Origin of the sequence: Stenotrophomonas rhizophila (assembly GCF_020857975.1) — a bacterium.
Classification (GTDB): Bacteria; Pseudomonadota; Gammaproteobacteria; order Xanthomonadales; family Xanthomonadaceae; genus Stenotrophomonas; species Stenotrophomonas rhizophila_C.
In genome coordinates, this window is the sequence record NZ_JACWUO010000003.1 from 224,551 (window position 1) to 250,309 (window position 25,759).

General features: G+C 68.3%; 23 protein-coding genes. 11 read left to right on the forward strand and 12 right to left on the reverse strand.

Features of this window, described 5'->3' with window-relative positions; genetic code table 11:
• Positions 1-101 precede the first annotated feature (101 nt).
• A complete protein-coding gene (locus tag IC535_RS04775) occupies positions 102-2,150 on the reverse strand; it encodes a PAS domain-containing hybrid sensor histidine kinase/response regulator (protein ID WP_429000360.1) in 2,049 nt (682 codons plus the stop codon).
• A 179-nt stretch (positions 2,151-2,329) separates the two neighbouring features.
• Here IC535_RS04775 and IC535_RS04780 point away from each other — a divergent pair, with 179 nt between their 5' ends.
• Positions 2,330-2,896 (forward strand): DUF3016 domain-containing protein, encoded by a 567-nt coding sequence (locus IC535_RS04780; RefSeq protein WP_228885769.1) that lies wholly within the window; start codon positions 2,330-2,332, stop codon positions 2,894-2,896.
• 99 nt (positions 2,897-2,995) lie between these two features.
• Here IC535_RS04780 and alr read toward each other — a convergent pair whose 3' ends face one another.
• Together alr and IC535_RS04790 are read right to left on the reverse strand one after the other, a co-directional pair.
• On the reverse strand, positions 2,996-4,072 hold the full coding sequence (gene alr / locus IC535_RS04785) for an alanine racemase (RefSeq protein ID WP_228885770.1): 1,077 nt from the start codon (positions 4,070-4,072) through the stop codon (positions 2,996-2,998).
• The gene (locus IC535_RS04790; protein WP_228885771.1) at positions 4,051-5,361 is read right to left on the reverse strand and encodes a D-amino acid dehydrogenase; all 1,311 of its coding nucleotides are present in this window, start codon (positions 5,359-5,361) and stop codon (positions 4,051-4,053) included. Before IC535_RS04790 ends, alr begins: the two co-directional genes overlap by 22 nt.
• A 148-nt stretch (positions 5,362-5,509) precedes the next feature.
• On the opposite strand from IC535_RS04790, the gene IC535_RS04795 reads away from it, so the two are divergent.
• Entirely contained in the window at positions 5,510-5,989 is a 480-nt protein-coding gene (locus IC535_RS04795; protein ID WP_228885772.1) for an Lrp/AsnC ligand binding domain-containing protein, read from the forward strand.
• A 74-nt stretch (positions 5,990-6,063) separates the two neighbouring features.
• On the opposite strand, the gene IC535_RS18830 is transcribed toward IC535_RS04795, so the two are convergent.
• Positions 6,064-6,408 (reverse strand): hypothetical protein, encoded by a 345-nt coding sequence (locus IC535_RS18830; RefSeq protein ID WP_429000362.1) that lies wholly within the window; start codon positions 6,406-6,408, stop codon positions 6,064-6,066.
• Positions 6,409-6,523: 115 nt separating this feature from the next.
• Positions 6,524-6,940, reverse strand: a complete 417-nt coding sequence (locus IC535_RS04805) for a classical arabinogalactan protein 4 (RefSeq protein WP_228885773.1) — start codon at positions 6,938-6,940, stop codon at positions 6,524-6,526.
• A 139-nt stretch (positions 6,941-7,079) separates the two neighbouring features.
• Here IC535_RS04805 and msrB point away from each other — a divergent pair, with 139 nt between their 5' ends.
• The 5 genes from msrB (at position 7,080) to IC535_RS04830 (ending at position 10,608) form a co-directional block, all read left to right on the forward strand.
• The gene (msrB, locus tag IC535_RS04810; protein ID WP_228885774.1) at positions 7,080-7,547 is read left to right on the forward strand and encodes a peptide-methionine (R)-S-oxide reductase MsrB; all 468 of its coding nucleotides are present in this window, start codon (positions 7,080-7,082) and stop codon (positions 7,545-7,547) included.
• Between the two features lie 138 nt (positions 7,548-7,685).
• Positions 7,686-8,540 (forward strand): flagellar motor stator protein MotA, encoded by an 855-nt coding sequence (gene motA / locus IC535_RS04815; protein ID WP_228885775.1) that lies wholly within the window; start codon positions 7,686-7,688, stop codon positions 8,538-8,540.
• A 9-nt stretch (positions 8,541-8,549) separates the two neighbouring features.
• Entirely contained in the window at positions 8,550-9,494 is a 945-nt protein-coding gene (gene motB / locus IC535_RS04820) for a flagellar motor protein MotB (protein ID WP_228885776.1), read from the forward strand.
• A 344-nt stretch (positions 9,495-9,838) separates the two neighbouring features.
• Positions 9,839-10,321, forward strand: a complete 483-nt coding sequence (locus tag IC535_RS04825; RefSeq protein WP_228885777.1) for a hypothetical protein — start codon at positions 9,839-9,841, stop codon at positions 10,319-10,321.
• Positions 10,322-10,335: 14 nt separating this feature from the next.
• Positions 10,336-10,608: a DUF4031 domain-containing protein gene (locus IC535_RS04830; protein WP_228885778.1), complete on the forward strand. Its 273-nt coding sequence runs from the start codon at positions 10,336-10,338 to the stop codon at positions 10,606-10,608.
• A gap of 81 nt (positions 10,609-10,689) precedes the next feature.
• On the opposite strand, the gene IC535_RS04835 is transcribed toward IC535_RS04830, so the two are convergent.
• Positions 10,690-11,232, reverse strand: coding sequence for a DUF6630 family protein (locus IC535_RS04835; RefSeq protein ID WP_228885779.1), 543 nt, complete (start codon positions 11,230-11,232; stop codon positions 10,690-10,692).
• A gap of 137 nt (positions 11,233-11,369) precedes the next feature.
• Between IC535_RS04835 and IC535_RS04840 the strand changes: the two genes are divergently transcribed.
• Entirely contained in the window at positions 11,370-11,615 is a 246-nt protein-coding gene (locus IC535_RS04840) for a DUF3297 family protein (protein ID WP_228885780.1), read from the forward strand.
• A gap of 112 nt (positions 11,616-11,727) precedes the next feature.
• Here the strand turns inward: IC535_RS04840 and IC535_RS04845 are convergent, their stop codons facing one another.
• On the reverse strand, positions 11,728-13,371 hold the full coding sequence (locus IC535_RS04845; RefSeq protein WP_228885781.1) for a Na+/H+ antiporter: 1,644 nt from the start codon (positions 13,369-13,371) through the stop codon (positions 11,728-11,730).
• Positions 13,372-13,506: 135 nt separating this feature from the next.
• The gene (locus tag IC535_RS04850) at positions 13,507-14,307 is read right to left on the reverse strand and encodes a dioxygenase family protein (protein ID WP_228885782.1); all 801 of its coding nucleotides are present in this window, start codon (positions 14,305-14,307) and stop codon (positions 13,507-13,509) included.
• A 96-nt stretch (positions 14,308-14,403) separates the two neighbouring features.
• On the opposite strand from IC535_RS04850, the gene IC535_RS04855 reads away from it, so the two are divergent.
• The gene (locus IC535_RS04855; RefSeq protein WP_228885783.1) at positions 14,404-15,285 is read left to right on the forward strand and encodes a LysR family transcriptional regulator; all 882 of its coding nucleotides are present in this window, start codon (positions 14,404-14,406) and stop codon (positions 15,283-15,285) included.
• A gap of 48 nt (positions 15,286-15,333) precedes the next feature.
• On the opposite strand, the gene IC535_RS04860 is transcribed toward IC535_RS04855, so the two are convergent.
• Positions 15,334-18,318: a bifunctional diguanylate cyclase/phosphodiesterase gene (locus IC535_RS04860; protein ID WP_228885784.1), complete on the reverse strand. Its 2,985-nt coding sequence runs from the start codon at positions 18,316-18,318 to the stop codon at positions 15,334-15,336.
• A 325-nt stretch (positions 18,319-18,643) separates the two neighbouring features.
• On the opposite strand from IC535_RS04860, the gene IC535_RS04865 reads away from it, so the two are divergent.
• Entirely contained in the window at positions 18,644-20,761 is a 2,118-nt protein-coding gene (locus IC535_RS04865) for a M13 family metallopeptidase (RefSeq protein WP_228885785.1), read from the forward strand.
• Between the two features lie 48 nt (positions 20,762-20,809).
• Here the strand turns inward: IC535_RS04865 and IC535_RS04870 are convergent, their stop codons facing one another.
• Positions 20,810-21,727: an oxygenase MpaB family protein gene (locus tag IC535_RS04870; RefSeq protein WP_228885786.1), complete on the reverse strand. Its 918-nt coding sequence runs from the start codon at positions 21,725-21,727 to the stop codon at positions 20,810-20,812.
• Between the two features lie 308 nt (positions 21,728-22,035).
• Between IC535_RS04870 and IC535_RS04875 the strand changes: the two genes are divergently transcribed.
• Positions 22,036-22,650, forward strand: coding sequence for a hypothetical protein (locus IC535_RS04875; protein ID WP_228885787.1), 615 nt, complete (start codon positions 22,036-22,038; stop codon positions 22,648-22,650).
• A gap of 920 nt (positions 22,651-23,570) precedes the next feature.
• On the opposite strand, the gene IC535_RS04880 is transcribed toward IC535_RS04875, so the two are convergent.
• Both IC535_RS04880 and IC535_RS04885 read right to left on the reverse strand, forming a co-directional pair.
• Complete coding sequence (locus IC535_RS04880; protein WP_228885788.1) at positions 23,571-24,344, reverse strand: LytR/AlgR family response regulator transcription factor; 774 nt, start codon at positions 24,342-24,344, stop codon at positions 23,571-23,573.
• On the reverse strand, positions 24,334-25,593 hold the full coding sequence (locus IC535_RS04885; RefSeq protein ID WP_228885843.1) for a sensor histidine kinase: 1,260 nt from the start codon (positions 25,591-25,593) through the stop codon (positions 24,334-24,336). Before IC535_RS04885 ends, IC535_RS04880 begins: the two co-directional genes overlap by 11 nt.
• Between the last annotated feature and the right edge of the window lie 166 nt (positions 25,594-25,759).

Genomic DNA, 25,759 nt, shown 5'->3' on the forward strand with positions numbered 1-25,759 from the left:
GGTCCGACCCATGGTCCGACGCGGTTGGTCCGGACCTCACGATGTCCGAGCATGGCTCGGACCCACCCATTGGGGGCGCGTTGCCCGAGCGCGGCTCGGGCCTACCGGTTGGCCAGCACGCTGCGGACCGCCGACACCAGCTGGGCCACCGAATACGGCTTGGCCACATGCTCCTGGAAACCCGATGCCAGCGCGCGCTTGCGGTCGTCGGCGCGGGCCAGGGCGGTGACCGCCACCGCTGGCAATACCTGCGATTCCACCCCGATATCCTCGCGCAGGGTACGCACCAGGCCGTAGCCGTCCATGCCGGGCATGCCGATATCGGTGAGCAGCACGTCGATGCCGGCATGGCCGCCGGCGTCGAGCAGGGCCAGGGCTTCGCCGGCCGAGGCGGCGGCGGTGACTTCGGCGCCCTGCTCTTCCAGCAGCCGGCGCAGGTATTCCAGCACTTCGGGCTGGTCTTCCACCGCCAGCAGGTGCAGGCCCTTGAGCGGGAACGGTTCGATCACCTGTTCGCTGATCGGGCCGCTGAATACTTCGCGCAGCGGGCGGCCTTCGGCCTGCGGCTGGTAGCGCGGCAGGCGCACGGTGAAGGTAGCGCCGCGGCCGTGGCCTTCGCTGCTGGCCGCTACCGCGCCGCCATGCAGTTCCACCAATTGCTGGGCGATGGCCAGGCCCAGCCCGAGGCCGCCGTGGCGGCGGGTGGTGGTGCCGTCGGCCTGGCGGAAACGGCTGAACAGATGGCGCAGGAATTCCGGGGCGATACCGTCGCCGGAATCGGCCACGCTGATCGACCAGTGCCCGCCATCCTCGTCCAGGGTCACCACCACGCTGCCTTCGGCCGGGGTGAACTTGATCGCATTGGACAGCAGGTTCCACAGCACCTGCTGCAGGCGGGTGGCATCGCCGAGCACCCAGGCGGCCTGCTCGGGCAGCACCAGGCGCATCGCCAGCGCCTTGCCCTCGGCCACCAGCTCCTGCGCGCGCATGGCTTCGGTCAGCAGGTCGCGCAGGTCCAGCACTTCCACTTCCAGCTGCACCTTGCCCAGCAGCATGCTGCTCAGGTCCAGCATGTCCGAGATCAGCCGCTTCTGCGCCATCGCGCTGTTGGCGATCACGCCCAGCCCCTTGTACAGCGGGCTGCTGGCGTCCACCCGCTGCAGCAGCAGTTCGCTCCAGCCCAGGATGGTGGTCAACGGCGTGCGCAGTTCGTGCGACAGCGTGGCCAGGAATTCGTCCTTCAGCCGCGCCATGTTTTCGGCGGCACTGCGCGCGGCGCGTTCGGACTGCAGCAGTTCCTCGCGCGCCATTTCGATTTCGCGCCGCTCGGTCACGTCCGGGCTGCTGCCGGCCAGGCCGATGAAGCGCCCCATCCGCGAGAAGCGCGGCCGTGCGTTCATCTCCAACCAGCGCCACTGGCCGTCGGCACGCCGGCCGCGCACCAGCGCATGCATCGAACGCTGCGCCTTGAGCGCCTCATGCAGCTCGTACTCGAATACCGACGCATCGTCGGGGTGCACCAGGCCGCGCCAGACATCTTCGGGCACGCGCTGCTCATCGCCGCCGAAGAACTCGGTGAAGGCGCTGTTGACGAAGCGGGCATGGCCACGTTCGTCCAGCACCCACACCGGCATCGGCAGGCCGTCGGCCAGCGCGCTGAAGCGCGCCTCGCTTTCGGCCAGTTCCACTTCGATCTGCTTGCGGTTGGTGATATCGAAGAACACCACCGCCACGTGGTGCTCGTGCGGCTCGCCGACCCGTACCGCTTCCACCGAGTACCAGCGGCCCAGTGCGCGGGCCTCCATTTCGAACTGCTGGGCCACCCCGGTCAGCGCAACCTGGCCATACACGCGGTACCAGTCGGTTTCATGGCTGGGCTGCAGCACGCTCATGCGCTGCCCGCAGGCATTGCTGAGCCCGGTATTGCGTTCGAAGGCCTCGTTGACCTCCAGGAAGCGGTAATCCACCGCCACGCCGTCCTTGAACATCACCTCGAGCACGCAGAACCCGGCATTCATCTGCTCCAGCACGCTCCGGTACAAGCCGGGGTCCGATGCCGTGGCCACGAAGGGGGCTCGTTCCAATGTTGAGGTGGGCAGGCTGGGCAAGGGCGTCAAGGGGGCAACTGGCGAAGCGGAGGGACACAGCATCGTCCAGGGCGCGTATTCGTAGCGTCAAGCGTGGGGCACCGATGGCCCCTCTGGATGAAGACGCGGGTGAATTGGCGGCAACGGACACCGTATGGCGAGGATACTGCCGATTGTCCCGGGGGCCTATCGGGATCACACTGACAGCCTGCCCGATCCGTGATCACCACCGAGGATTCGTCATGAAACGCTCGCCTCCGCTGTTGACCGGCACCCTGGCCTGCCTGCTGGCGATCGGAGCGGCCCAGGCCGCCGCGCCACGCACCGTGACCGATCCCCAGGCGCCGCGGGCCCTGGCCGGCGACAGCGCGGTGCAGGTGCAGTGGACCGATCCGGCCCAGTTCAGCGAAATCCGCCAGAGCAGCAACCGCTTCGAGGCCGAACGCGGCAACTGGGTGGAGCAGCTGGCGCAGTATCTGCGCAGCGCCGCCGGCAAGCGCCTGGCGCCGGGGCAGTCGCTGGAGGTGACCATTACCGACATCGAACGCGCCGGCGACTACGAACCGTGGCATGGCCCGCGCGCCAACGACATCCGCATCCTGCGCGACCTCTACCCGCCACGGATCAGCCTGACCTTCAGCCTGCGCGATGCGCAGGGCCAGGTGCTGGCCGAGGGCGAGCGCAAGCTGTCCGACAGCGGCTACCTGCACAACCTGGGGCTGCAGCGCAGCTCGGACCCGCTGCGTTACGAGAAGAAGCTGCTCGACGACTGGCTCCAGCGCGAGCTGCGCGGCGCGGCAGGCCGGTAGCGCCGGGCCGCCCGGCGCCGCGCGGAAGGCATCCACGCATGGCGTGGATCTACCCGCTCATCCTGCCGGGACGTAGCCACGCCATGCGTGGCTGGGCCCTCAGCCGCCTACGAGCTCGTGCGGCACGCGCTTGACCGCGCAGGGCAGCTGGTAGGCGCTCACCCCGCACAGCGGGGCCAGTACATCCAGCCGCGGCGATTCGCCCCACAGCGTCACCGTGCTGCCGATCCCGGCCTGCGGCAGGTCGGTCAGGTCCACGGTCAGCATGTCCATCGACACCCGCCCGATCAGCGTGGCTGCCTGGCCATCGATCAGCACCGGGGTGCCGTTCGGCGCGAACTGCGGATAGCCGTCGGCATAGCCCAGTGCCACCACGCCGACCCGGGTCGGGCGCTGGGCGACGAAGCGCGCGCCATACCCGACCGGCTCGCCCACCTCGATCTGGCGCACCGCGAAGATCTTCGACTGCATGGTCATCACCGGGCGCAGCCGCAGGGTCTGCGCGGTCTGTACCGGCAACGGGTTGGCCCCGTACAGCATCAGGCCCGGGCGTACCCAGTCGCTGCGCACGTCCGGCCAGCCCAGCAGGGCCGGCGAGTTGCACAGGCTGGTTTCCCCGGCCAGGCCGTCGATCGCCGCGGCAAAGGCAGCGGCCTGCTCGCCGGTGCGCGCGCTGTCCAGTTCATCGGCGCGCGCCATATGGCTCATCAACACCATCGGCGCGATCTGCGGCAGCGCCGACAGGCGCGCATGCGCGGCGCGGAAATCGGCCGGCGACAGGCCCAGGCGGTGCATGCCGCTGTCCAGCTTCAACCACACCTGCAGCGTGGCGGTGGTCTGGAACGCGGCCACCGCGTCGACCTGCCAGGGTGCGGCCACGGCGAACCACAGGTCGTGCTGCACGATCAGCGGCAGCTCGTCGGCCTCGAAGAAACCTTCCAGCAGCAGGATCGGCGCGGTGATGCCGGCGCTGCGCAGCTCCAGGGCTTCTTCGATGCAGGCTACGCCGAACGCATCGGCCTGGCCCTGCAGCGCGCGCGCGCAGGCCACCGCACCATGCCCGTAGGCATCGGCCTTGACCGCGGCCAGGGTCTTGCGGCCCCCGCCGAGTTCACGGGCCAGCTGGAAGTTCGAACGCAGCGCGTCCAGGTCGATCAACGCGCGGGCTGGGCGCATGCTTTGGGCTCACTGTGGACAACGGACGCGGCCGCATGGCCGTAACGGAAAATATCCAGGCCTTCGGTGCTGATCTGCGGCTGGCGCGCGCTCATCAGGTCGGCCAGGTAACGGCCCGAGCCGCAGGCCATGGTCCAGCCCAGGGTGCCGTGGCCGGTATTGAGGAACAGGTTGCGGTAGGGCGTGGCGCCCACCACCGGGGTGCCGTCCGGGGTGGCCGGGCGCAGCCCGGTCCAGAACTCGGCGCGCGCCAGGTCGCCGCCGTGCGGGTACAGGTCGCCCACCACCTTTTCCAGCGTGGCGCGGCGGCGCGGCGACAGCGACAGATCAAAGCCGCCCACTTCGGCCATGCCGCCCACGCGGATGCGGTCGTCGAAACGGGTCACGGCCACCTTGTAGCTTTCATCCAGGATGGTCGAGGTGGGTGCCATCGCCGCGTTGGTGATCGGCAGGGTCAGCGAATAGCCCTTGAGCGGGTACACCGGCAGGCGCAGGCCGAGCGGGTCGACCAGCGACGGCGAGTAGCTGCCCAAGGCCACCACGTAGCGGTCGGCGGTTTCCAGCTTGCCGTCGATGCGCACGCCGGTGATGCGGTCGCCATCGGTCTGCAGGGCGGCGATGTCCTGGTCGAAGCGGAACTCCACCCCGGCATCGACGCACATCTGCGCCAGGCGGCGGGTGAACAGCTGGCAGTCGCCGGTCTGGTCGCGCGGCAGCCACAGCGCGCCGACCAGCTTGTCGGCCACCCCGGCCAGCGCCGGTTCGTGGGCGATGATGCCGTCGCGGTCCAGCACCTGGTAGGGCACCTGGTACTGGGCCAGGATCTCGATGTCCTGGGCGGCGGCATCGAGCTGCTGCTGGGTGCGGAACAACTGGGTGGTGCCCAGGTCGCGGCCTTCGAATTCGATACCGGTCTGCTGGCGCAGTTCGTTGAGGCAGTCGCGGCTGTATTCGGACATGCGCACCATGCGCGCCTTGTTGACCGCATACCGCGCGTGCGTGCAGTTGCGCAGCATCTGCGCCAGCCACGCGTACTGCCGCCAATCCAGGCCCGGCCGGATCGCCAGCGGCGCATGTTCGGCGAACAGCCACTTGACCGCCTTCAGCGGCACGCCCGGGGCGGCCCAGGGCGAGGTGTAGCCGAACGACAGCTGGCCGGCATTGGCGAAGCTGGTTTCCAGCGCCGGGCCGGGCTGGCGGTCGACCACCGTGACTTCAAACCCGGCCTGCCGCAGGTACCAGGCACTGGTGGTGCCGATGACGCCGCTGCCAAGGACTAGAACGCGCATGCTGCTTCTCCAACCCGATCATTCCCTGCGCTGGAGCGCGCCGGGACCATAATTGGGGAAGTATATTCCGGACAAACCGGGCATTTGATCTGTTTTATTGCCACATGGCAGGGTATTGTCCCGTCAACACCCCCGACCGGATGACCCGATGGCCGCCCGCGCCCGCGAACTGGACAAGATCGACCGCAAGATCCTGCGCATCCTGCAGGCCGAGGGCCGGATCTCCTTCACCGAACTGGGTGAACGGGTCGGCTTGTCGACCACCCCGTGTACCGAGCGGGTACGCCGGCTGGAGCGTGATGGCGCCATCACCGGGTACTACGCCAAGCTCGACCCGCACTACCTCAAGGCCAGCCTGCTGGTGTTCGTGGAGATCAGCCTCGCCTACAAGTCCGGCGACATTTTCGAGGAGTTCCGCCGCGCCGCGCTGAAGCTGCCCAACGTACTGGAATGCCACCTGGTCTCGGGGGATTTCGACTACCTGCTCAAGGCCCGGATCAGCGAGATGGCGTCCTACCGGAAGCTGCTCGGCAGCACCCTGCTGACCTTGCCGCATGTGCGCGAATCCAAGAGTTACATCGTGATGGAAGAGGTCAAGGAGACCCTGACCCTGCCCATTCCCGACTGAGCGCATCCGGACTGGGCGCCAATGCAAAGAGCGGCGCGCTTGCGCGCACCGCTCTCGCTCATGCATCACACCGGTCAGCGTTGCTGCTTGGAATCGGGGGTGCGTTGATCCTGCTGCTTGCCGCCCTTCTGGTTCTGCTGGTCCCACTGCTGCTGGTTCTGCTGGCCGGCCTTCTGGTGCTGCTGCTGACTGCCCTGCTGTTCCTGCGGCATCTTGCCGGGATTGCGGTTCTGCTGGTTGGTCATGATTGCACTCTTCTGGAAAACCCTGGAATACGCCGCGTTCCGGCGCACGTACAGGATCCAGCGAAAACGGTTAATCGCAGGCGAAAAAGCAGTGAGTTGGCGCGTTGATGCAGATGACTGCGCGGCGTGGTTGGTAAAGCGTTCATGCACTGCGCCCATTGCGTTCGAGGTCATGCCGCCATCGAACGCGGCGCGGCCGCGTGCAGTCGGCCCGGGTGCGACCCTGCCGGGTCATGGGCACAGCCAGCCGCCGTCTTTCCGCCACGCCAGCCCGACCGACACAGCGCCATCAGGGCCGGATCTGCTGGCCATCGCCACGGGGAACCGCGTCGTAGTACTTGCCGGTGCGGGTGTCCAGCACGCGGTTCGGCGCGACCTGCCTGGCCCCGGGAATGATCCGGCCGTGGCGGTCGTAGACCTTGGTCTGCGGCGCCGGCGCGCGAATGGGCGCGGGCTGGGCCGGGCCGCGGCTCTGGATCGGGTGGCGGCGCAGCTGCTGCTGCACCTGGCCGCTGGACTTCACCGGCGCCATCTGCCCGGACAGGCTGTCGGCCGGGGCCGGCCGCACCGGCGCGGGCAACGGGGCTGGAGCCGGCGGCGCCACCGGGCGGGTCGCGGTCGGGTTCGGCGGCGGCCCGATCTGGGCCATGGCCGCAACCGGCAGCAACAGCCCCAGCGCGGCGGCGAAGCGGACGTGGCGGGACATGGCAGGCTCCAGCGTGGGGTGAAAGTGCACTGTGCACCGAGGCCGGTATCGGCACCATGAACGGACCAGGATAGCCCGGGCCGGCTTGAAGCGCCGGCCGCCGGCCCAATCTCAACTGCACCCCCGCGAGGAACCGCCGATGACCGCCTTCGACCTCTCTCCCCCCAGCGACGCCCAGCGCCAGGCCCTGGAAGCCGGCCTGGGCGCCGACGAGCGCCGCGTGCTGCTCCAGCACGGCACCGAAGCCCCGTTCTGCGGCGTGTTCCTGGACAACAAGCAGGACGGCGTCTACGGCTGCCGCCTGTGCGGCCTGCCGCTGTTCCGCTCCAGCACCAAGTTCGACTCCGGCACCGGCTGGCCCAGCTTCTTCGCCCCGTTCGACCCGGCGCATGTGCGGCAGATCCGCGACAGCAGCCACGGCATGGTCCGCACCGAAATCGTCTGCGCCAGATGTGACAGCCATCTGGGTCATGTGTTTCCGGACGGCCCGCCGCCGACCTTTGAACGGCATTGCCTGAACTCGGTCTCGCTGGCCTTCACGCCTAATGGCCAGGCCTATCCGGACCCGCTGCAGCGCGGTGGCGCCGAGGCCGCGCCGGCAGCGTAGGTGCGGGCCGTTGGCCCGCACGCCTGGGAGTGATGCCGCGCACCGTCCATGCAAAAGTGTGACGTCGAACGAACAGCACCCTTCAGAAAACCGGAGGCGGGGCCGACATGGAGGTATCCCCCACTCCGCGCCGGCCCCATGCTCATCATCGTTGGATTCCTGATCGTCATTCTCAGCGTGCTCGGTGGCTACCTCGGCGCGCACGGCAAGCTCGGCGCCCTGTGGCAGCCCTACGAGCTGGTCATCATCGGTGGCGCGGCGCTGGGCGCGTTCCTGGTGGGCACCCCGCTGAAGACCGTCAAGCAGACCCTGCACGCCATCGTGGGCGTGTTCAAGGGCCCGGCCTACAAGCAGCAGGACTACATCGACGTCCTCAGCCTGCTCTACGAACTGCTCAACAAGGCGCGCCGCGAAGGCTTCATGGCCCTGGAAGACCATGTCGAGCGCCCGGCCGAGAGCTCCATCTTCGCCAACTATCCCAAGGTGCAGGCCGACCAGCACCTGGTGGACTTCATCACCGACTGCCTGCGCCTGATGATCGGCAGCAACATTGAGCCGCATGAGCTGGAGCCGCTGCTGGAGATGGAACTGGAAAAGCACCACGCCGAAGCCATGCAGCCCTCGGCGGTGCTCAACAAGGTGTCCGACGGCCTGCCCGGCTTCGGCATCGTGGCCGCAGTGCTGGGCATCGTGATCACCATGGGCTCGATCGGCGGGGAAATCACCGAGGTCGGCGCGCACGTGGCCGGCGCACTGGTGGGTACCTTCCTGGGCATCCTGCTGGCCTACGGCTTCGTCGGCCCGCTGGCCGCGGCGGTGGAAGCGCGCGCCGAGCAGGACAGCCGCATCTACGAGTCGGTCAAGACCGCCCTGCTGGCCTGCCTGCGCGGCTACAACCCGAAGATCGCCCTCGAATTCGCCCGCAAGACCCTGCCGTCCAACGTGCGCCCGGGCTTCAGCGCGTTCGAAGCGCACCTCAAGACGGTCAAGTAAGGCACTGCCATGGCCGAGAACAAACCCACCGTCATTGTCCGCCGGGTCAGGAAGGCCGGCCACGCCACCCATCATGGCGGCGCCTGGAAAGTGGCCTACGCTGACTTCGTGACCGCGATGATGGCCTTCTTCCTGGTGCTGTGGCTGATGGCGGCCACCACCAAGCCCGAGCGCGCGGCCATTTCCGAGTACTTCCGCAACCCCAGCCCGCTGGCCGGGCAGAGCTCCACCCCTGCCCCGGGCATGGCCGGGCCGGGCGGGGCCAGCACCTCGATGATCAAGCTGGGCGGCGCCACCGACATCTCGCGCGGCAACAGCAACGACCCGTTCCAGAAGCAGCAGGCGGCCAAGCCGGTCGCGCAGACCGATCGCGAGCGCGAACAGCAGCAGCTTGAAGCCCTCAAGCAGGAGCTGGAAGAAGCGATCAGCAAGAGCCAGGCGCTGGAACCGTTCAAGGACCAGCTGCTGCTGGACCTGACCCCGGAGGGCTTGCGCATCCAGATTGTGGACAAGCAGAACCGGCCGATGTTCGACATGGGCAGCGCCGCGCTCAAGCCGTATACGCGCGACATCCTGCGTGAGCTGTCGCAGTTCATCAACCATGTGCCGAACCGGATCAGCGTCACCGGCCACACCGACATCACCGCCTACAACGCCGTGCATGGCTACAGCAACTGGGAACTGAGCGCCGACCGCGCCAACGCCGCACGCCGTGCCCTGCTCGACGGCGGCATGGCCGAGGAAAAGGTGACCCGCGTGGTGGGGCTGTCGTCCTCGGTGCTGTTCGACCGCACCCAGCCGGACAACCCGATCAACCGCCGGATCAGCATCGTGGTGATGACCAAGGCTGCCGAAGCGGCCGCCCTGGCCGGCGCCGGCCAGGAACTGGCGCTGTCGCCGACCGCCGCCGACGCCGACATCCACGCCGTCCAGGCCCCGGCCGGCCCGCCCTGAGGGCGGGACCGGCGGGACCGGTGCGCCCTGAGGGACGGGCCGAGGAAAACCGGGGCGCCCTGGTAGGGTCGCGCCCCGGCCGACTGCACGCGAGCCGGCAACGTTCGATGTCGGCATGACCTCCATCGCAGCGGCTGCCTGGCATTGCTTCGTTGCCGGTCATGCGTGCACCGGTCGTGGACGGTCCATCGGCAGTCGGTTGGGACCCGACCCTACCGAGGCGCTGCACCCGCCTCGGTCCTGCCGCGCCCTGGCGCGCGCGCGGGCCGGCCCCGCGCCGCCTGCCGACAGCGCCGGCCAACCCCCATTACAATGGCGGTCTTTCCCATTACAGATCACCCCCCATGTCCAAGCAGTCCAAGGCCAAGCGCGACAAGCGCAAGAAGCTGCAGCCCAAGCGCCCGATCAACCGCCTCAACGCCCAGCAGCCGGTGCAGAACCATGCGGTGCTGACCAACGAGGAAGGCCAGGTCGTGGCCGCGATCGGCCTGCAGGGCACCGAATGGCTGCTGGCCATCGGCGGCCAGACCATGGGCAACGCCGACAACCCGATCCCGATGCTGGCCATGCTCAAGCACCTGTCCAACGTGCAGGAAAAGGAAGGCCGCAAGGTCACCCTGGAGTATTCGACCCAGCTGCAGCAGCTGATCGACGACCTGGCCGCCGATGAAGGCAAGACCGCCGACGACTACCTGACCCAGCTGGTGTCCGAGTTCGAAGGCGAAGACGGCGAAGAAGAACAGGCAAGCGGCGAAGACGCACAAAGCGTCGACGAAGCCGCCGCCGAGCCCGCCCCGGCCGCCAGCGACGACAAGCCGCAGGCCTGAGCCACGGCGATCCGGTGACGGTCTATATCGACGATGCGGTACACCCCTGGCGCGGCGAGCGCTGGGCGCATCTGATGGCCGACACCCTGCCCGAGCTGCACGCCATGGCCGCCCAGCTCGGGATTCCGCGGCGGGCCTTCCAGAACCGCCCCAGCGGCGCCCACTACGACGTCCCGGCCCCGCTGCGGCTGCAGGCGATCGAACTGGGCGCACGCGCCATCTCGCGGCATACCGACCGCGCCCTGGTCAAAGCGGTCATCGCCAATGCGAGAAGCCAATACCGGTAGGTGCCGACCGTTGGTCGGCACACGCATGAACCCATGCATCGCCCGGTAGATACCGACCGTTGGTCGGTATGCGAGAACCCATCAGAACGGATCGCTGCCCGGGCGCACTTCCACCCCCAGCAGCGAGCACAGCGCCAGCATGGCGTCGTCGTCGCGGCTGAGCGCCATCCAGCCGCACAGGCCGCCCTCGCCGGTATCCACGCTCCACAACGAGTAGTTGTGCTCGCGCAGCCGGTCGTAGGCGGTGGCCATCAGCAGCGGCGCATCCACCCTGGCGGCGAAATCTTCATCGTCCAGGTCGCCGCCCCAGTCGATCTGCAGGTTCCAGCGCGCGGACAGCTCGTTGACCGCCGACATCAGCGCATCGGCATCGCCGCGCTCGACCTCGAAGCCGGACTGCCAGGCGATCGCCGTCATCAGCGGCGGCAGCCAGTCGGCGTCCTCGTCGATCTCCTGCCCGCTTTCCAGCAGCGCCTCGCGCCAGCGGTTGAACTGCTGCAGGGCCAGCTCCTCGTCGGCCGGGTTGATCAGCACGAACAGGTTCCAGATCCGCGCCTCGAAATCGTCTTCGTCGAAATCGCGTTCCTCTTCTTCGAAGTCGAAATAATCGCTGTTGTCGGGCATGACCGGGTTTTCCTGGAGACAGGCACGCATTCTGCCGTGCAGGGGCGTTGGCAGGAAGCGAAATTCGGCGCAGGCCGCGGCGCGGTTTATCCTGTACCGCAGAAGGCGGCCGTGGTGGCCGCCAGCATCCGACGACCATGAGCGATACTCCTCCCGATCACCTGGCGATCAACCCGGCCAGCCCCTTCCACGATGCCGCCGCGCTGGAGCGTGGGGTCGGCATCCGTTTCAACGAGGTCGAGCGCGACAACGTCGAGGAGTATTCGGTCAGCGAAGGCTGGATCCGCGTCCAGGCCGGCAAGGCCCGCGACCGCCGCGGCAACCCGATGACGATCAAGATCAAGGGCACCGTGGTTGCCTATTACCTGGATCGCGCCCCCTGACCGGCGTGCGCCGGTCTGATGAGCGCGTCGCCACGCGCCCGTGACCGGCCGCGTCAACACGGGACATGGCTGTTGACGCCCTGGTAGCGCCCGACCGTTGGTCGGGCGACCCTCAATCCCGTTGCCGCGTCTCCAGCAGATCCAGGTTGCGGATCAGCTTGCGCGAGACCTCGTCGGAAATCTTGCCGCGCCGGGTCAGCCGGAACAGTTCTTCGCGCTCGGCGGTGAGCCCGGCGGTGCGCAGCTGGCGGTAGCCCTGCTCCATCCGCTGCACCTTCTCCGGGTCGGCATCGGGGCCGTTTTCCTTTTCCAGGTTGCGCTGGTACAGCAGGCTGACCCGCGAGGCGGCGTCGTTGTACAGCTGCACGTTCTCGGTGGTCTGGTGCTGCACCAGTTGCTGGCGCATGCGTTCCACCCCGGCCAGCGCGGCCTTGGAGGCCAGTTTGCGGGCCAGGTCCTCGGCCTTGCGCTCGCCCGAGTCGGCCGGCAGCTCCAGCCCCTTCAACAGGCGCGGCAGCGCCACGCTGGCGCCGACCAGCGACACCAGGATCACCGCGGCGGCCAGGAAGATCACCAGATCGCGCGCCGGGAAGGCACTACCGTCGGGCAGGAACAACGGCAGGGTCAGCACGCCGGCCAGGGTGATCGCACCGCGTACGCCGGCCACCGAGGTGGCCACCACCACCCGCCACGGGGTGCCCTGGCGGACTTCGCCGCGGTGGCGGGCGCGCAGCAGGCTCCAGCGCAGCGACAGCCATACCCAGGCCAGGCGCAGCAGCACCAGCGCCAGGTTGATCACCACCACATACACCAGCAGCCACCACGCGTTGCGGTGGCCGCTTTCGCTGACCGTGGTGATCGCGCGCTCGACAATGCCCGGCAGCTGCTCGCCGAGCAGTACGAACATGATGCCGTTGAAACTGAACTGCAACATGCCCCATACCGCCGCGCGCTGCACCCGCATGCTGCCCGAGACGCGGCCGGTCAACTCCACGTAGCTCATGGTGATGCCGGCGGCCACCGCCGACAGGATGCCCGACGCATTGGCCTCTTCGGCCAGCAGATAGGCCGCAAACGGGATCAGCAGGTTGACCAGCAGGGCCGCGCCGGGCTCTTCGCCGAAACGCCGCCACAGCCAGCGCTGGGCCGTGGACACGCCCAGGGTCACCGCCACGCCGATCGCCAGGCCGGCCACGGCCACCCACAGGAAGGTCAGCGAGGCGGTCGCCAGCGAGAACGAACCGGTCATCACCGCGGCCACCGCGAAGCGGAAGCAGACCAGGCCGGAGGCATCGTTCAACAGCGACTCACCTTCCAGGATGTGCATCAGCCGCTTGGGAATCGGCGCGCGCGCCGCGATCGACCCGACCGCCACCGGATCGGTCGGAGAGATGATGGCCGCCAGCGCAAAGGCCACCGCCAGCGGCATCACCGGGATCATCCAGTGGATCAGCAGGCCGGCGCCGATCACGGTGAACACCACCAGCCCGAAGGCCAGTTCCAGGATCACGCCCTTGTCGCGGAACAGGCCCTGCTTGGGAATGCGCCAGCCGTCCAGGAACAGCAGCGGCGGCAGGAACAGCAGGAAGAACATCTCCGGCTGCAGCGCGTGGCCACGGTTGAACACCCCGGCAATCACCGCGCCCAGGCCGATCTGCACCAGCGGCAGCGGCACCGACAGCGGCAACACCCGGACCAGGTAGCCGCTGGCGACCACGGCCACCAGCATCGCCAGCACGACTTCGATGGTATGCATGCATTTTCCAGAAGCGGCGCGAGGGGAGGCTGCAGGCAGCCGGCGCCGGAAACTGCAAAAAAACTATCACAGCACTGCGGCCAATGGTTCCGATCGCGCTATCGCCGTTGCTGGGCCGTTGCCGCGCGGGCCCGCTCAGCCAGCGCGCGCAGCACCGTCGAAGCGGTAGATGTCCATTGCCAGGAAGCCGGCCTCGATCCCGGCATCGATGCGCTGGGCACCCAGCGCCTCGCCGCCGGCCGCGCCCATGGCGAAATGCAGCGGTTGCAGGTGCTCATCGGTGGGATGGGCCTGCGCGGCATACGGCGCGCGCTGGCGGTAGTCCAGCAGGGCCGCGCTGTCGTCGGCCTGCAGGCGCTGCTCCACCCATGCGATGAAGGGCCGCACATAGGGCGCGTCCTTGCCCTGGGCGTAGCTGCCGGCATCGTGCAGGTTGTGGGTGATGCTGCCCGAACCGATCAGCAACACGCCCTGGCCGCGCAATGGCGCCAGCGCGCGGCCCAGCGCGAACTGGTGGGCCGGACCCAGCCGCGGCTGGATCGCCAGTGGTACCACCGGGATGTCGGCCTGCGGGTACAACAGGCGCAGCGGTACCCAGGCGCCATGGTCCAGCCCGCGCCGCGGGTCGATCTGCGCCGGCAGGCCGGCAGCGGCCAGGCGCGCGGCGATGTCCTCGGCCAGGGCCGGATCGCCAGGCGCCGGGTACTGCAGGTCGAACAGCGCCTGCGGGAAACCGCCGAAATCATGGATGGTAGGCGGCTGCGCGTGGCCGCCCACGGCCGGTTGGTGGGTCAGCCAGTGTGCCGAGGCCATCACGATGGCGCGCGGGCGCGGCAGCTGCGTGGCCAGCGCGGCCAGGCGTTCACCGACCCGGCCGGGGGTAAGCGCGGTCATCGGCGAACCATGGGAGATATACAGCGCGGGCAATGTGGGCATCGCAGGCTCCGGGGACCAGGAAGACCACAGGTTATTGCGGTCGCTGCCATCCATAAATACGATCATCCGACCTTGTTTATTCCAGGAACTGCAACAATGGACACTCTGGAGGCAATGCGTGTGTTCGTAACCGTGGTCGAGCGCAACGGCTTCAGTGCCGCCGCGCAGGCCCTGGAGATGTCCACGGCGGGCGTCACCCGGCAGATCGCCGCGCTGGAAAAACGCCTGTCCACCCGCCTGCTCAACCGCACCACCCGCCGGGTCAGCCCGACCAGCACCGGCGCGGCGTACTACGCGCAGTGCGTGCAGTTGCTGGCCCAGTTCGATGCGCTGGAAGCGGGCATCGGCGCGCAGGCGCTGGCGCCGTCCGGGCTGTTGCGGGTCAACGCGCCGGTCAGCTACGGCATCGCCCGGCTCGGCCCGCTGCTGGCCGGCTACCACCGGCGTTACCCGCAGGTGCAGGTCGAGCTGTCGTTGTCCGACCGGCTGGTGGACATGGTGGAAGAAGGCTATGACGTGGCCATCCGCATCACCGGCCAACCGCATCCGAGCCTGATCGCGCGCAAGTTGGCCGACACCCGGATCACCCTGTGCGCCGCCCCGGCCTATCTGCAGGCGCATGGCTGCCCGCAGCAGCCCGAAGACCTGGCCGACCACCAATGCCTGGGCTACAGCTACTGGGGCGGTGGCGACCGCTGGCCGCTGCGCGGTCCGCGCGGGGAGGTGTCGGTGGCGGTGCAGGGCAGCCTGCGCGCCAACAATGGCGATGTCCTGCGCGAAGCTGCACTGGCCGGCATGGGCATCATCCTGCAACCGGATTTCCTGGTCGCCGACGCACTGGCCGACGGCCGCCTGGAACGCGTGCTGCCGGACTGGGAGGTGGCGCCGATCGGCATCCACGCCGTCTACACCAGCCGCAACCACCTGGCCCCGAAGGTGCGCAGCTTCATCGACTATCTGGTCGATGCGTTGGGGTAAGGGTGGCGCTTATGCGCCACTGCCACGATGGCAAGCCCCCGCCCGGGGCTACACCTCCACCGCCTCCAGCCGCGCGATCACCTGCGCCAACGGTGCCGGCCGGCCCAGCAGGAAGCCCTGCACTTGGTCGCAGCCATGCGCGGCCAGCCACTGGTGCTGGCCCGGCGTTTCCACGCCCTCGGCAATCACCGTCAGCCCCATGCTGTGCCCCAATGACAACAGCGCCCGGCAGATCGACGCATTGCGTGGATTGGTTTCCACGTCGGCAACGAAACTGCGGTCGATCTTCAGGATGTCCAACGGCAGATGCTGCAGGTAGGACATGTTCGAATAGCCGGTACCGAAATCATCCAGCGAAATGCAGATGCCCTGCTCGTGCAGCCGCTGCATGGTCTGCTTGGCCTGGGCCGGCTTGCGCATCAGGCTGCTTTCGGTCAACTCCACCTGCAGCGCGCCGCGCGCCAGCCCGAACTCCTGGCTGGCGCGGCTGAACTCGGCCACCAGGTCGCTGTTGAAGAACTGCACCGCCGATACATTCACCGCGATCGGCAGCGGCCAACCGGCATCGGCCAACTGCCGCTGCGCCTGCGCCGCGGCGCGGATGACCCAGCGGCCCAGCGCCAGGATCAGGCCGGTGTCCTCGCACAACTGGATGAACTCGCCCGGCGGGATAAAGCTGCCATCGGCCTGCGGCCAGCGCAGCAACGCCTCCAGTGCCGCCGGGGTGCCATCGCTGGCATGGCAGATCGGCTGGAAATACAGCTGGAACTCGCTGTCGATCGCACTGTGGATGCGCCCGGCCAGGCGCAGCCGCTCGGCCAGGCGCGAGGTGACCGTATTGTCGAACCAGGCGATCACGCTGCCTTCGTCGCGCGCGGCATGCGCGGCCTGCGCGGCCATGCCGATCACCTGCTCGGCCGGCACCTTGTCGCCGTCGAACTTGACCGCCACGCCGATCCGCGGCTCGAACTGGTGCAGCCAGTCCTGCCCGCGCACCGGCTCGGACACGGTCTGCACCAGTGTGTCCAGCGCGGTCTGCCGCTCATGGTCGTCGCGGATGGCGAAGATAAAGTCCTCGGCCGGCTGGAACGCCAGCAGCCCATAGCGCGTGCCCAGGCCACCCAGGCGCTTGGCCATCGCCTGCAGCACTACATCGCCCACCTCGCGGCCCAGCGTGTCGGCCACCAGCTGCAGGCCGCGGAACTGCACATAGGCGATGGTGTAACTGCCGCCCTCCTCGTCCAGCTGCGCGGCCAGCGCACGGGTGTTGAGCAGGCCGGTGGCCGGGTTGTGGGTGGCGTGGTAAGCCAGGTCGCGCTCGTAGGCCAACCGCTCGCTGATGTCCTCGGCCAGCACCAGGCAGGCCTGGCGGCCATCGAAGTCCAGCCGCGACAGGTGCGCACGGACCTCGAACAGGGTGCCGTCCTTGCGCCGGTGCATGCGTATCTGCGCGTCCTGCGGAGCGCCCAGCGTCGCCCGCGAAATCGCCCCGCGAATCTCATCCCAGCCTTCGCGCGGGCGGATGTCGAGGATGCTCATCGCCAGGAACTCGTCGCGGCTGTAGCCGTACTGCTGCACCGCCGCCTCGTTGACCTCCAGGAAACGCAGCGTGTCCGGGTCGAATACCCAGAACGGCGCCGGGTTGCGGTCGAACAGCAGCCGGAACTGGCGTTCGGCCTGCTGCACCCGCGCCAGTGCCTGGACCCGTTCGCTGACATCGGTCAATGCGCCGATCATGCGCCGCTGCCGGTCCACCACCGCTACCCGCTCGCCGCGCGCCGATACCCAGCGCACCGCGCCACCGGGCAGCACCACCCGGAACATTTCATCGAGCACGCCGTTGCCGGCGAACGCCTGGTCGAACGCAACCTGCATGCGCGCGGCATCCTCGTGGTGCACGCGCCTGAAGAAATCGGCCACCGGCAGGCTGTCGATCCCGATCCCGAAGATGTCCCGGGCCAACGGCGACCAGCGCAGCACGCAGGCATCCTCGTCCACGTACCAGGTGCAGACCTTGCCGACCTGGTGGGCCATCTGCAGCTCGGCGTGGCCGGTGCGCAGTTCTTCGGTCAATGCCCCCTGGCTGCGGGTGGCGCGGCGCAGGCTGACATAGACCAGCGCGAACACGCCCCAGTAGAGCAGGAACAGCACCACCGATGCCTGCACGTACGGCCACCAGGGCGCCAGCACGTCCTGCCGGCCCAGCCCGGCATACACCGCCACCGGGTACTGGCCCAGCGTGGTCAGGGTGGAGATGCGTTCGATGTTGTCGATGGTGCTGGTCTCGATGCCCAGCGGAATGACCGCATCGCCGCGCAGCATCTCGCGCCTGCCCAGGCTGAAGCGGCGGCCGGACAGCCCGCCGGCGTCGGGGCTGCGGGCCAGCACGTAGCCCTGCGCATCGGTGATCGAAATGACCCCGTGCTCGCCGGTGTCCAGGCCACCGATGATCGATTGCAGCTCGCTGGTATGCATCCGGCTCAACAGCCAGCGGTCCTCGCCCATGCGCAGCGCCAGCGGCAGCACCCAGCGCTGGGCGGCGCGCTGCTGCGGCGGGCCCAGGTACAGGCGGCTGTCGGTGCCGCGGTTGGCCTCCACTGCCCACAGCGGCAGGTACAGATCGCCACTGCCGCTGGTCAGCGCACGCCCGTACTGGTCCACCACCACGATGCTGTCCAGTTCGGCATGCCGCTGCAGCACGCCATGGATGGCGTCATCGAGCAGGCCCGGGGCCTGCGCCGGCACCCGCTCGAACAGCAGCGCTCCGTCCTCGGCGGTGCCCAGCATGGCCCGTTCCAGGTTGCGCAGTTGCAGCCGCAGCAGGCGCTGCGAGCCGGCCGCCAACGCTGAACTCTGGCGCTGCGCGGCTTCCTGGCGACGCTGGAAATCGTTGACCAGCATGGTGGTCAGGCCCGCCGCCAGCAGCACGCCCAGGCCCACGCCCAGCCATACGATGGTGCGCAACGGCCGCGCCATCGCCTGGTTCAACGCGGGCATCGCGAACGGCTCCCGCTTGTGGTGGGCTGACTTCATGCGTAAACGCTTCCTGGTTTCCCCAAACCTGAGCGGCCGAAGCCTGGGATTCTTGACTCCCGATCGCCCCGCGCCCGGTCCCGGTACGCGCGGCAGAACCCTCCGTGGCCCAGCATGCACCAGCGCGTGCGGCACGGGAAGGGCCGCAGCGGGCAGGACCGCATCGACCCACCTGCAGCGCTGGCCAGGCAGCTACCGACCAATGCTGTGCGCCAAGCCAGCGGGCAAAACCCGCTGATCGCCTGCTGTCTGGCGGTGCGGGCGACGGCCCAACCGGCAGCGGCGGGAGATTAAACTTGGGGTTTTCCGCTTGCCTGAGACCTCCATGCCCAAGCTGCGCCGCCCTACCCTGATGCTTGCCATTGCCGCCAGCCTGTCGTTGGGCCTGGCCGCCTGCGACCGTGAACCGGCCGCGCCCGCCGCGACCCCGCCGGACACCGCCGCCGCGCCGGCGCCGGCCAAGCCGCAGTTGGGCAGCTTCGGTTTCGATGCCGCCGGCATGGACCGCAGCGTCGCCGCCGGCGATGACTTCTTCGGCTTCGCCAACGGCAGCTGGGTGAAGCACACCGAGATCCCGGCCGACCGTTCCAGCTACGGCAGTTTCAACGTCATCGCCGAGAAGACCCTGGCCGATACCCGCGCCATCCTGGAAGGCGCCGCGGCCGATACCCAGGCCAGTGGCCAGGCCAAACTGATCGGCGATTACTACGCCGCGTTCATGGACGAGGCCGGGATCGAATCGCGCGGCGTGGCCGCGGTCAAGCCGGAGCTGGAGGCGATCGACGGCATCACCGACAAGGCGGCCCTGGCCACCGCGCTGGGTGGCACCCTGCGCGCCGACGTCGACCTGCTGAATGCGACCAATTTCTACACCGACCGCCTGTTCGGGCTGTGGGTATCGGTGGACCTGCTGCAACCGGACCGCAACGCACCGTACCTGGTGCAGGGCGGCCTGGGCCTGCCCGACCGCGATTTCTACCTGCAGGGCGGCCGCATGGCCGATATCCGCAAGCAGTACCAGGCGTACATCGCCCAGGTGCTGCAGCTGGCCGGGGTCGCCGATCCGGCCACCAAGGCCCAGCGCATCCTGGCGCTGGAAACCAGGATCGCCCAGGCGCACGCCAGCCAGGAAGACACCAACAATGTGGCCAAGGGCGCCAATGCATGGAAGCAGGCCGACCTGAGCGCCAAGGCGCCGGGCATGGACTGGAACGCCTTCCTGGCCGGCGCCCAGCTCGGCCAGCAGCAGGACTTCATCGTGTGGCAGCCCAAGGCCATGGCCGGCATTTCGCGGCTGGTGGCCACCGAACCACTGGAGGTATGGAAGGACTACCTGGCATTCCATGCGCTGGACCGCGCCGCGCCGTACCTGCCCAAGCGCTTCGCCGATGCGCGCTTCGCTTTCCATGGCACCACGCTCAACGGCACCCCGCAGCAGAGCGAACGCTGGAAGCGCGCGGTGGATGAAAGCAACCACGCCGTCGGTGAAGCGATCGGCAAGCTGTACGTGGAGCGCCATTTCGACCCCGCCACCAAGGCCCGCGCCGATGCGATGGCCAAGAACATCATTGCCGCCTTCGCCAAGCGCATCGATGCGCTGGAATGGATGTCGCCGCAGACCAAGGCGCAGGCCAAGGCCAAGATCGATGGGCTGACCGTGGGCATGGGCTACCCGGACAAGTGGCGCGATTACACTGGCCTGGAGGTCAAGCGCGACGACGCGCTGGGCAATGCCGAGCGCGCCGCGCGCTTTGAATACCAGCGCAACATCGCCAAGCTCGGCCAGCCGGTCGACCACAGCGAGTGGGCAATGCTGCCGCAGACCATCAACGCGATGAACGTACCGCTGGAAAACCGCCTGGTGTTCCCGGCGGCAATCCTGCAGCCGCCGTTCTTCGACGGTGCCGCCGACGATGCGGTCAACTACGGTGCGATCGGTGCGGTGATCGGCCATGAGATCAGCCACGGCTTCGACAATGCCGGCGCGCAGTTCGATGAAACCGGCAAGCTGCGCAACTGGTGGACGGCCGATGACCTGGCCCGGTTCAACGCCGCCGGTGACGCGCTGGCCGCCCAGTTCAGCGCTTACCAGCCGTTCCCGGGCGTGTCGGTCAACGGCCGCCTGACCCTGGGCGAGAACATCGCCGACGTCGCCGGCCTGGCCACCGCTTTCGATGCCTACCAGCTGTCGTTGCAGGGCAAGCCCGGCCAGACCCTGGAAGGCTTCAGCCCGCAGCAGCGGTTTTTCCTGGGCTTTGCCCAGGCCTGGCGCAGCAAGGCCCGCGAGCAGGCCCTGCGCAACTCGCTGCTGACCAACGTGCATGCACCGGGCCAGTTCCGCGCGCTGACCGTGCGCAACCTGGATGCGTGGTACCCGGCATTCGAGGTGAAGGAAGGCCAGAAGCTGTACCTGGCGCCGGACAAGCGGGTCAAGGTGTGGTGACCATCGCGATGCGATGAAGGTGAAAACGGGCGCTGCGGCGCCCGTTTTTCATCCCCACTGGTCCAGCACGCCCACCGGCAGGCCCATGCGCGTGCACGCACGTGTGGCCACCCCATCCTGCAACGCGCGCCGGAACAACGGCGCCATCCCGCGCAGCGCATGTGCCGATACACCGGCCTGCGCCCGCTGCAGCGGCGTACGCGCCAGCATCGCCCCGGCCCACGCCGGCAGCAGCGCCGCGCCCGCGCCGAGGAACAACTCACGCGACAGCCCGGCCATCGGCACCGGCAGGCGGATCGTCGACAACACCGCCAGCACCTCGCGCGAGCGTGCGTCGAACTGCAACTGTGATTGCTGCTGCGCGAAGTAGGCCTCCACCTCGGCCTGCGACGCCGGCACATCGGTGGCGCCCAACGCTTGGGCCACCCGCTTGTACTCGCGGTAGTACTGGTCGGCAACCGCGGCCGGCACATCGCGGCAATAGCGTCGGCAGCCCTGCAGGAAGCCGTAGGCCTCGGTCACGTGCACCCAGGTCAGCAGCGCCGGATCGTCGGCCGAATACGCCCGGCCATCGGCCGCGTGTCCGCGTACCTGCGCATGAATGCGGGCGACCCTGGCCACCAGCGCCTCCACCTGCGCGCGCGGCGCATAGCTGGTGCCGGCCACGAACGCGGTGGTGCGGCGCAGCCGGCCGACCAGGTCGTGGCGGAAGTTGGAATGGTCATACACCCCGGCCAGCGCCAGCGGATGCAGGGTCTGCAGCATCAGCGCGCACAGCCCGCCGGCCAGCATCCCGGGGAACTCGGCATGCACCCGCCAGGTGGCGCTGTGCGGCCCGAACCAGCCCGGATCGCCCAGCGGGCAGTCGTAGTCGATCCCGCTCTGGCCGCGTGGGAATGCCCCCAGCACCCAGCGCCGGATCGGCGCGGTGGCAGGGCGGGAAAGGCGGTGGAGCAGGGACGGCATTGCAGGTCCGGGCGGGCGGGAGGGCACCGCGGCCTGCGCGGTGGGCCCCGATTCTGGCCGATCACGGTGGCCACCGCGAGCCCGGGCGTTCTGCCTGCGTTCCATGTGCGCCCGCAGCACGAATTTACCTGCGACATCTTGTCGCAGGCCGCAGAGCCGATGGTGCAATGCACCACGGTCCACCCATTCAGAAACCGACGCGTCCCGGCTTCGCACCGCCCCCATTGCACGATGCGCTGGAAGTGCTAGAACTGAATCCGCCTCAACGTCGTCCAATGCGCCGCTGCACGTTCCAGAAGGAGCACGTCATGATCGCTTTGTTCAAGGGTTTGGGTTTGCTGTTGCAGGACAACGAGCTGTACAACAGCCCGTTCGAAAAACAGGTCGCGCATTGGCGTAACAAGAGCGAGCAGCAGATCCGCGAGGAAGTGGCGGTGCTGGCCAAGGCCAAGGGCCAATGGCTGATGGCCTCGATCGTGGGCTGGCAGGCCGCCTCGCTGCTGATCCTGGGCCTGATCAGCAACTACCTGTGGCGGGACGACTTCCATATCACCTTCACCCGCGTGGTGATCGTATTCGGCTCGTGGATTTCGATCCTGTTCGTGATCTGGTTCATGGCCAACATGTTCGACCATACCGCCGGCTTCGAACGCTGGATGAAGGCCTTCAACAGCCGCGCACGGATCACCTCCGATGCCGACAGCGTGGAATGCGTCGCCGAGGCGCTGGACATGGCCCAGCTGTATCCGGAAGTGCTGGATTACAAGCAGGCGGTCACGGCCCGGCGCGAGCTGCGCCACGAAGACATCCGCATCATGCGCGAGATCGGCCGGATGAAGCAGCACTCCGAACTGGTCGGCCAGCTCAACCATGTGGGCGAGCAGGACAACCGCGGCAACATGCATCTGCAACCGGCGTTCTGACCATCCCGGAAAGCGGGGGGAGCCACAATGCCACCGTGATCACTCACGGTGGCATTGTTCTGTCTGGGAACTGACTACCGCCGGTAGGGTCGCATCCCGATCGACTGCCGATGACCTGCGCAGCGTTCGTTGATGGCATGACCTGCGTCGGAGCTGGCTTCGGTATCGGTCATGCGTCCGTCGCGCCGATCATTGGTATCGGCAGTCGTTTGGGAACCGACCCTACCAGGCGGCTTGACCTGCTTCGGTAGGGTCGCATCCCGATCGACTGCCGATGACCTGCGCAGCGTTCGTTGATGGCATGACCTGCGTCGGAGCCGGCTTCGGGGCCGGTCATGCGTTCGCCGCGCCGATCACTGGTATCGGCAGTCGTTTGGGAACCGACCCTACCAGGCGGCTTGGTCTGCTTTGGTAGGGTCGCATCCCGATCGATTGCCGATGGCCTGCGCAGCGTTCGTTGATGGCATGACCTGCATCGGAGCCGGCTTTGGCACCGGTCATGCGTTCGTCGCGCCGATCACTGGTATCGGCAGTCGTTTGGGAACCGACCCTACCGGGCGGCTTGACCTGCTTCGGCAGGGTCGCATCCCGATCGATTGCCGATGGCCTGCGCAGCGTTCGTTGATGGCATGACCTGCGTCGGAGCCGGCTTCGGGGCCGGTCATGCGTTCGCCGCGCCGATCACTGGTATCGGCAGTCGTTTGGGAACCGACCCTACCGGGCGGCTTGACCTGCTTCGGTAGGGTCGCATCCCGATCGATTGCCGATGGCCTGCGCAGCGTTCGTTGATGGCATGACCTGCATCGGAGCTGGCTTCGGCGCGGGTCATGCGTTCGTCGCGCCGATCACTGGTACCGGCAGTCGTTTGGGAACCGACCCTACCAGTGCGCCGCGCCCGGTGAGGTCGGCTGTGCGGCGCGTCACATCCCCCGGAACAGGCTCATGAACGGTTGGCTGACATTGAGCAGTTCGCTGCGCTGCTTCAGGCGCAGTTGGCCGCGTCCGCTTTCATCGCGGCTGACCGCCGCCACCGCCTTCATGTTGACGATGGTGGAGCGATGGATCTGGCGGAACCGCTGCGGGTCCAGCACCTCCAGCAGTTCGCGCAGCGGCGTGCGCAACAGGCTCTCGCCCTGCTCGGTGACCACCGTGGTGTATTTGCTGTCGGCACGGAAATAGATCACGTCTTCCAGCATGATCAGCTGGGTGTCGCGGCCGTTGCTGGCGGTGATCCAGGCCAGCGGCGGTGCGCTGGAGCGCGCTCCGGGCTGCTGGCCCAGGCGCTGCAGCAGCTGTTCCAGCAACGCACCGTCCGGGCGGCCCTGCTGCAGGCGCGCCAGGATCCGTTCGCGGGTGGCCAGCAGGCGCTCATCGCTGACCGGCTTGAGCAGGTAGTCGATCGCACCCTGCTCGAACGCGTCGATGGCGTACTGGTCGTAGGCGGTGACGAACACCACCTGGGTGCGTGGGCTGAGTTCGGGCAACGCGCGGGCCACCTCGATGCCGCTGATGCCGGGCATGCGGATGTCCAGGAACGCCAGGTCCGGCTTGAGTTCGGCCAGCTTCTCCAGCGCGCCGGCACCGTCCTCGCAGTCGGCCACCAGCCGCAGCTGCGGCCACAGCCGCTGCAGTTGCGCCACCAGCGACTGGCGCAGCAGGTCCTCGTCCTCGGCAATGAGCGCATCAAGCTGCATGGACGGCCTCGCGTGCATCATGCGGCAGGGTGATCGTTGCCGCCACGCCGCTGGGGAAGTTGGAGACGATCGCCACCACGGCGCGCTCGCCACAGGTCAGTCGCAGGCGCTCGCGCAGGTTCTTCAGGCCGATCCCGGTGCCGCTGCTGCCCTGCCCGAAGCCCAGGCCGTCATCGGCCACGGTCAGGGTCACGTGGTCGTCGAAGGCGCGCGCGATGATCCACACCGTGCCACCGCCGGGCTTGGGTTCCAGCCCATGCTTGATCGCGTTCTCGACCAGGGTCTGCAGCGCCATCGACGGCAGCGGCAGCCCGAGCAGCGCCGACGGCACATCGACCTGCAGGGCCAGCCGCGCGCCCATGCGGATCTTGAGGATCTCCAGGTAGGCCTGGGTGCGCTCCAGCTCCACGCCCAGGGTGGACATGGATTCCTCCACGCTGGGCAGCGAACTGCGCAGGTACTGGATCAGGTGCCCCAGCATCTGGTCGGCGCGCGGTGGATCGGTGCGGGTCAGCACCTGCGCATTGGCCAGCGTGTTGTACAGGAAGTGCGGCTCGACCTGGGCGTGCAGCAGGTTCAACCTGGCCACCGACAGTTCCTTCTCGGTGGCGGTCTGCTCGGCGGCCGCCTGCTCGCCCCGGCGCTGCTCGGCCACCCGGCGGGTGATCGCGCGGCTGACCGCTTCGGCGTTTTCGTAGTTGCTGCCTTCGTCCACCGCCAGCAGGTCGGCCCAGACCCCGGCGTCGGGTTCGAACAGCAGCGTCACGCTGCTGGTGCCCTGCCCCGGGGTGACCGTGGCCAGCACGCTGTTGCGGCGGATCGCCAACCGTGCCGGCAGGTTCCAGCGCGACGGCGGACGGCCGTTGTAGGGATCCACGCGGCGCACATAGGCGCGCACCTGCAGGCTGCCGGCGGCACTTTCGATGTCTTCCACCCGCGGCAGTTCGGCGATGGCGGCCTCGACCAGGGCGAAGGCCGGGCCGGCATCCATCGGCAGTTCGATCTGGCGACGCTGGCGGCTGGACAGGGTGGTGGCATCCAGCCGCCCGGCACTGAGCCAGACCCGCCGGATATGGGTGATGCAGCTGCCGATCGCGGTCACCATCAGGAACAGCGCGAGCAGCCCGAACACCCAGCCCGGGCCTTCGTCCATGCCGTGGAAGAAGCCGCTCCAGACAAAACCGGCCACCACCAGGGCGGCGGCCCAGGCCAACAGGATGCGCAGGATCAGGACGAGGCTGGCGAACACGGCGGTGTCTTCATGATGGGATGGGGCGAGCATAGCCCTGCCGCCGGCCAGGACAAGCGCGATGCGACGAAGACCGGGTTTGCGGGGATGAAGTACGGAAAACCGTAGCACCGGGCTCTGCCCGGCTGCCTTTCATCGGCGCGGTGCTGCGGGGGAGCCGGCCAGC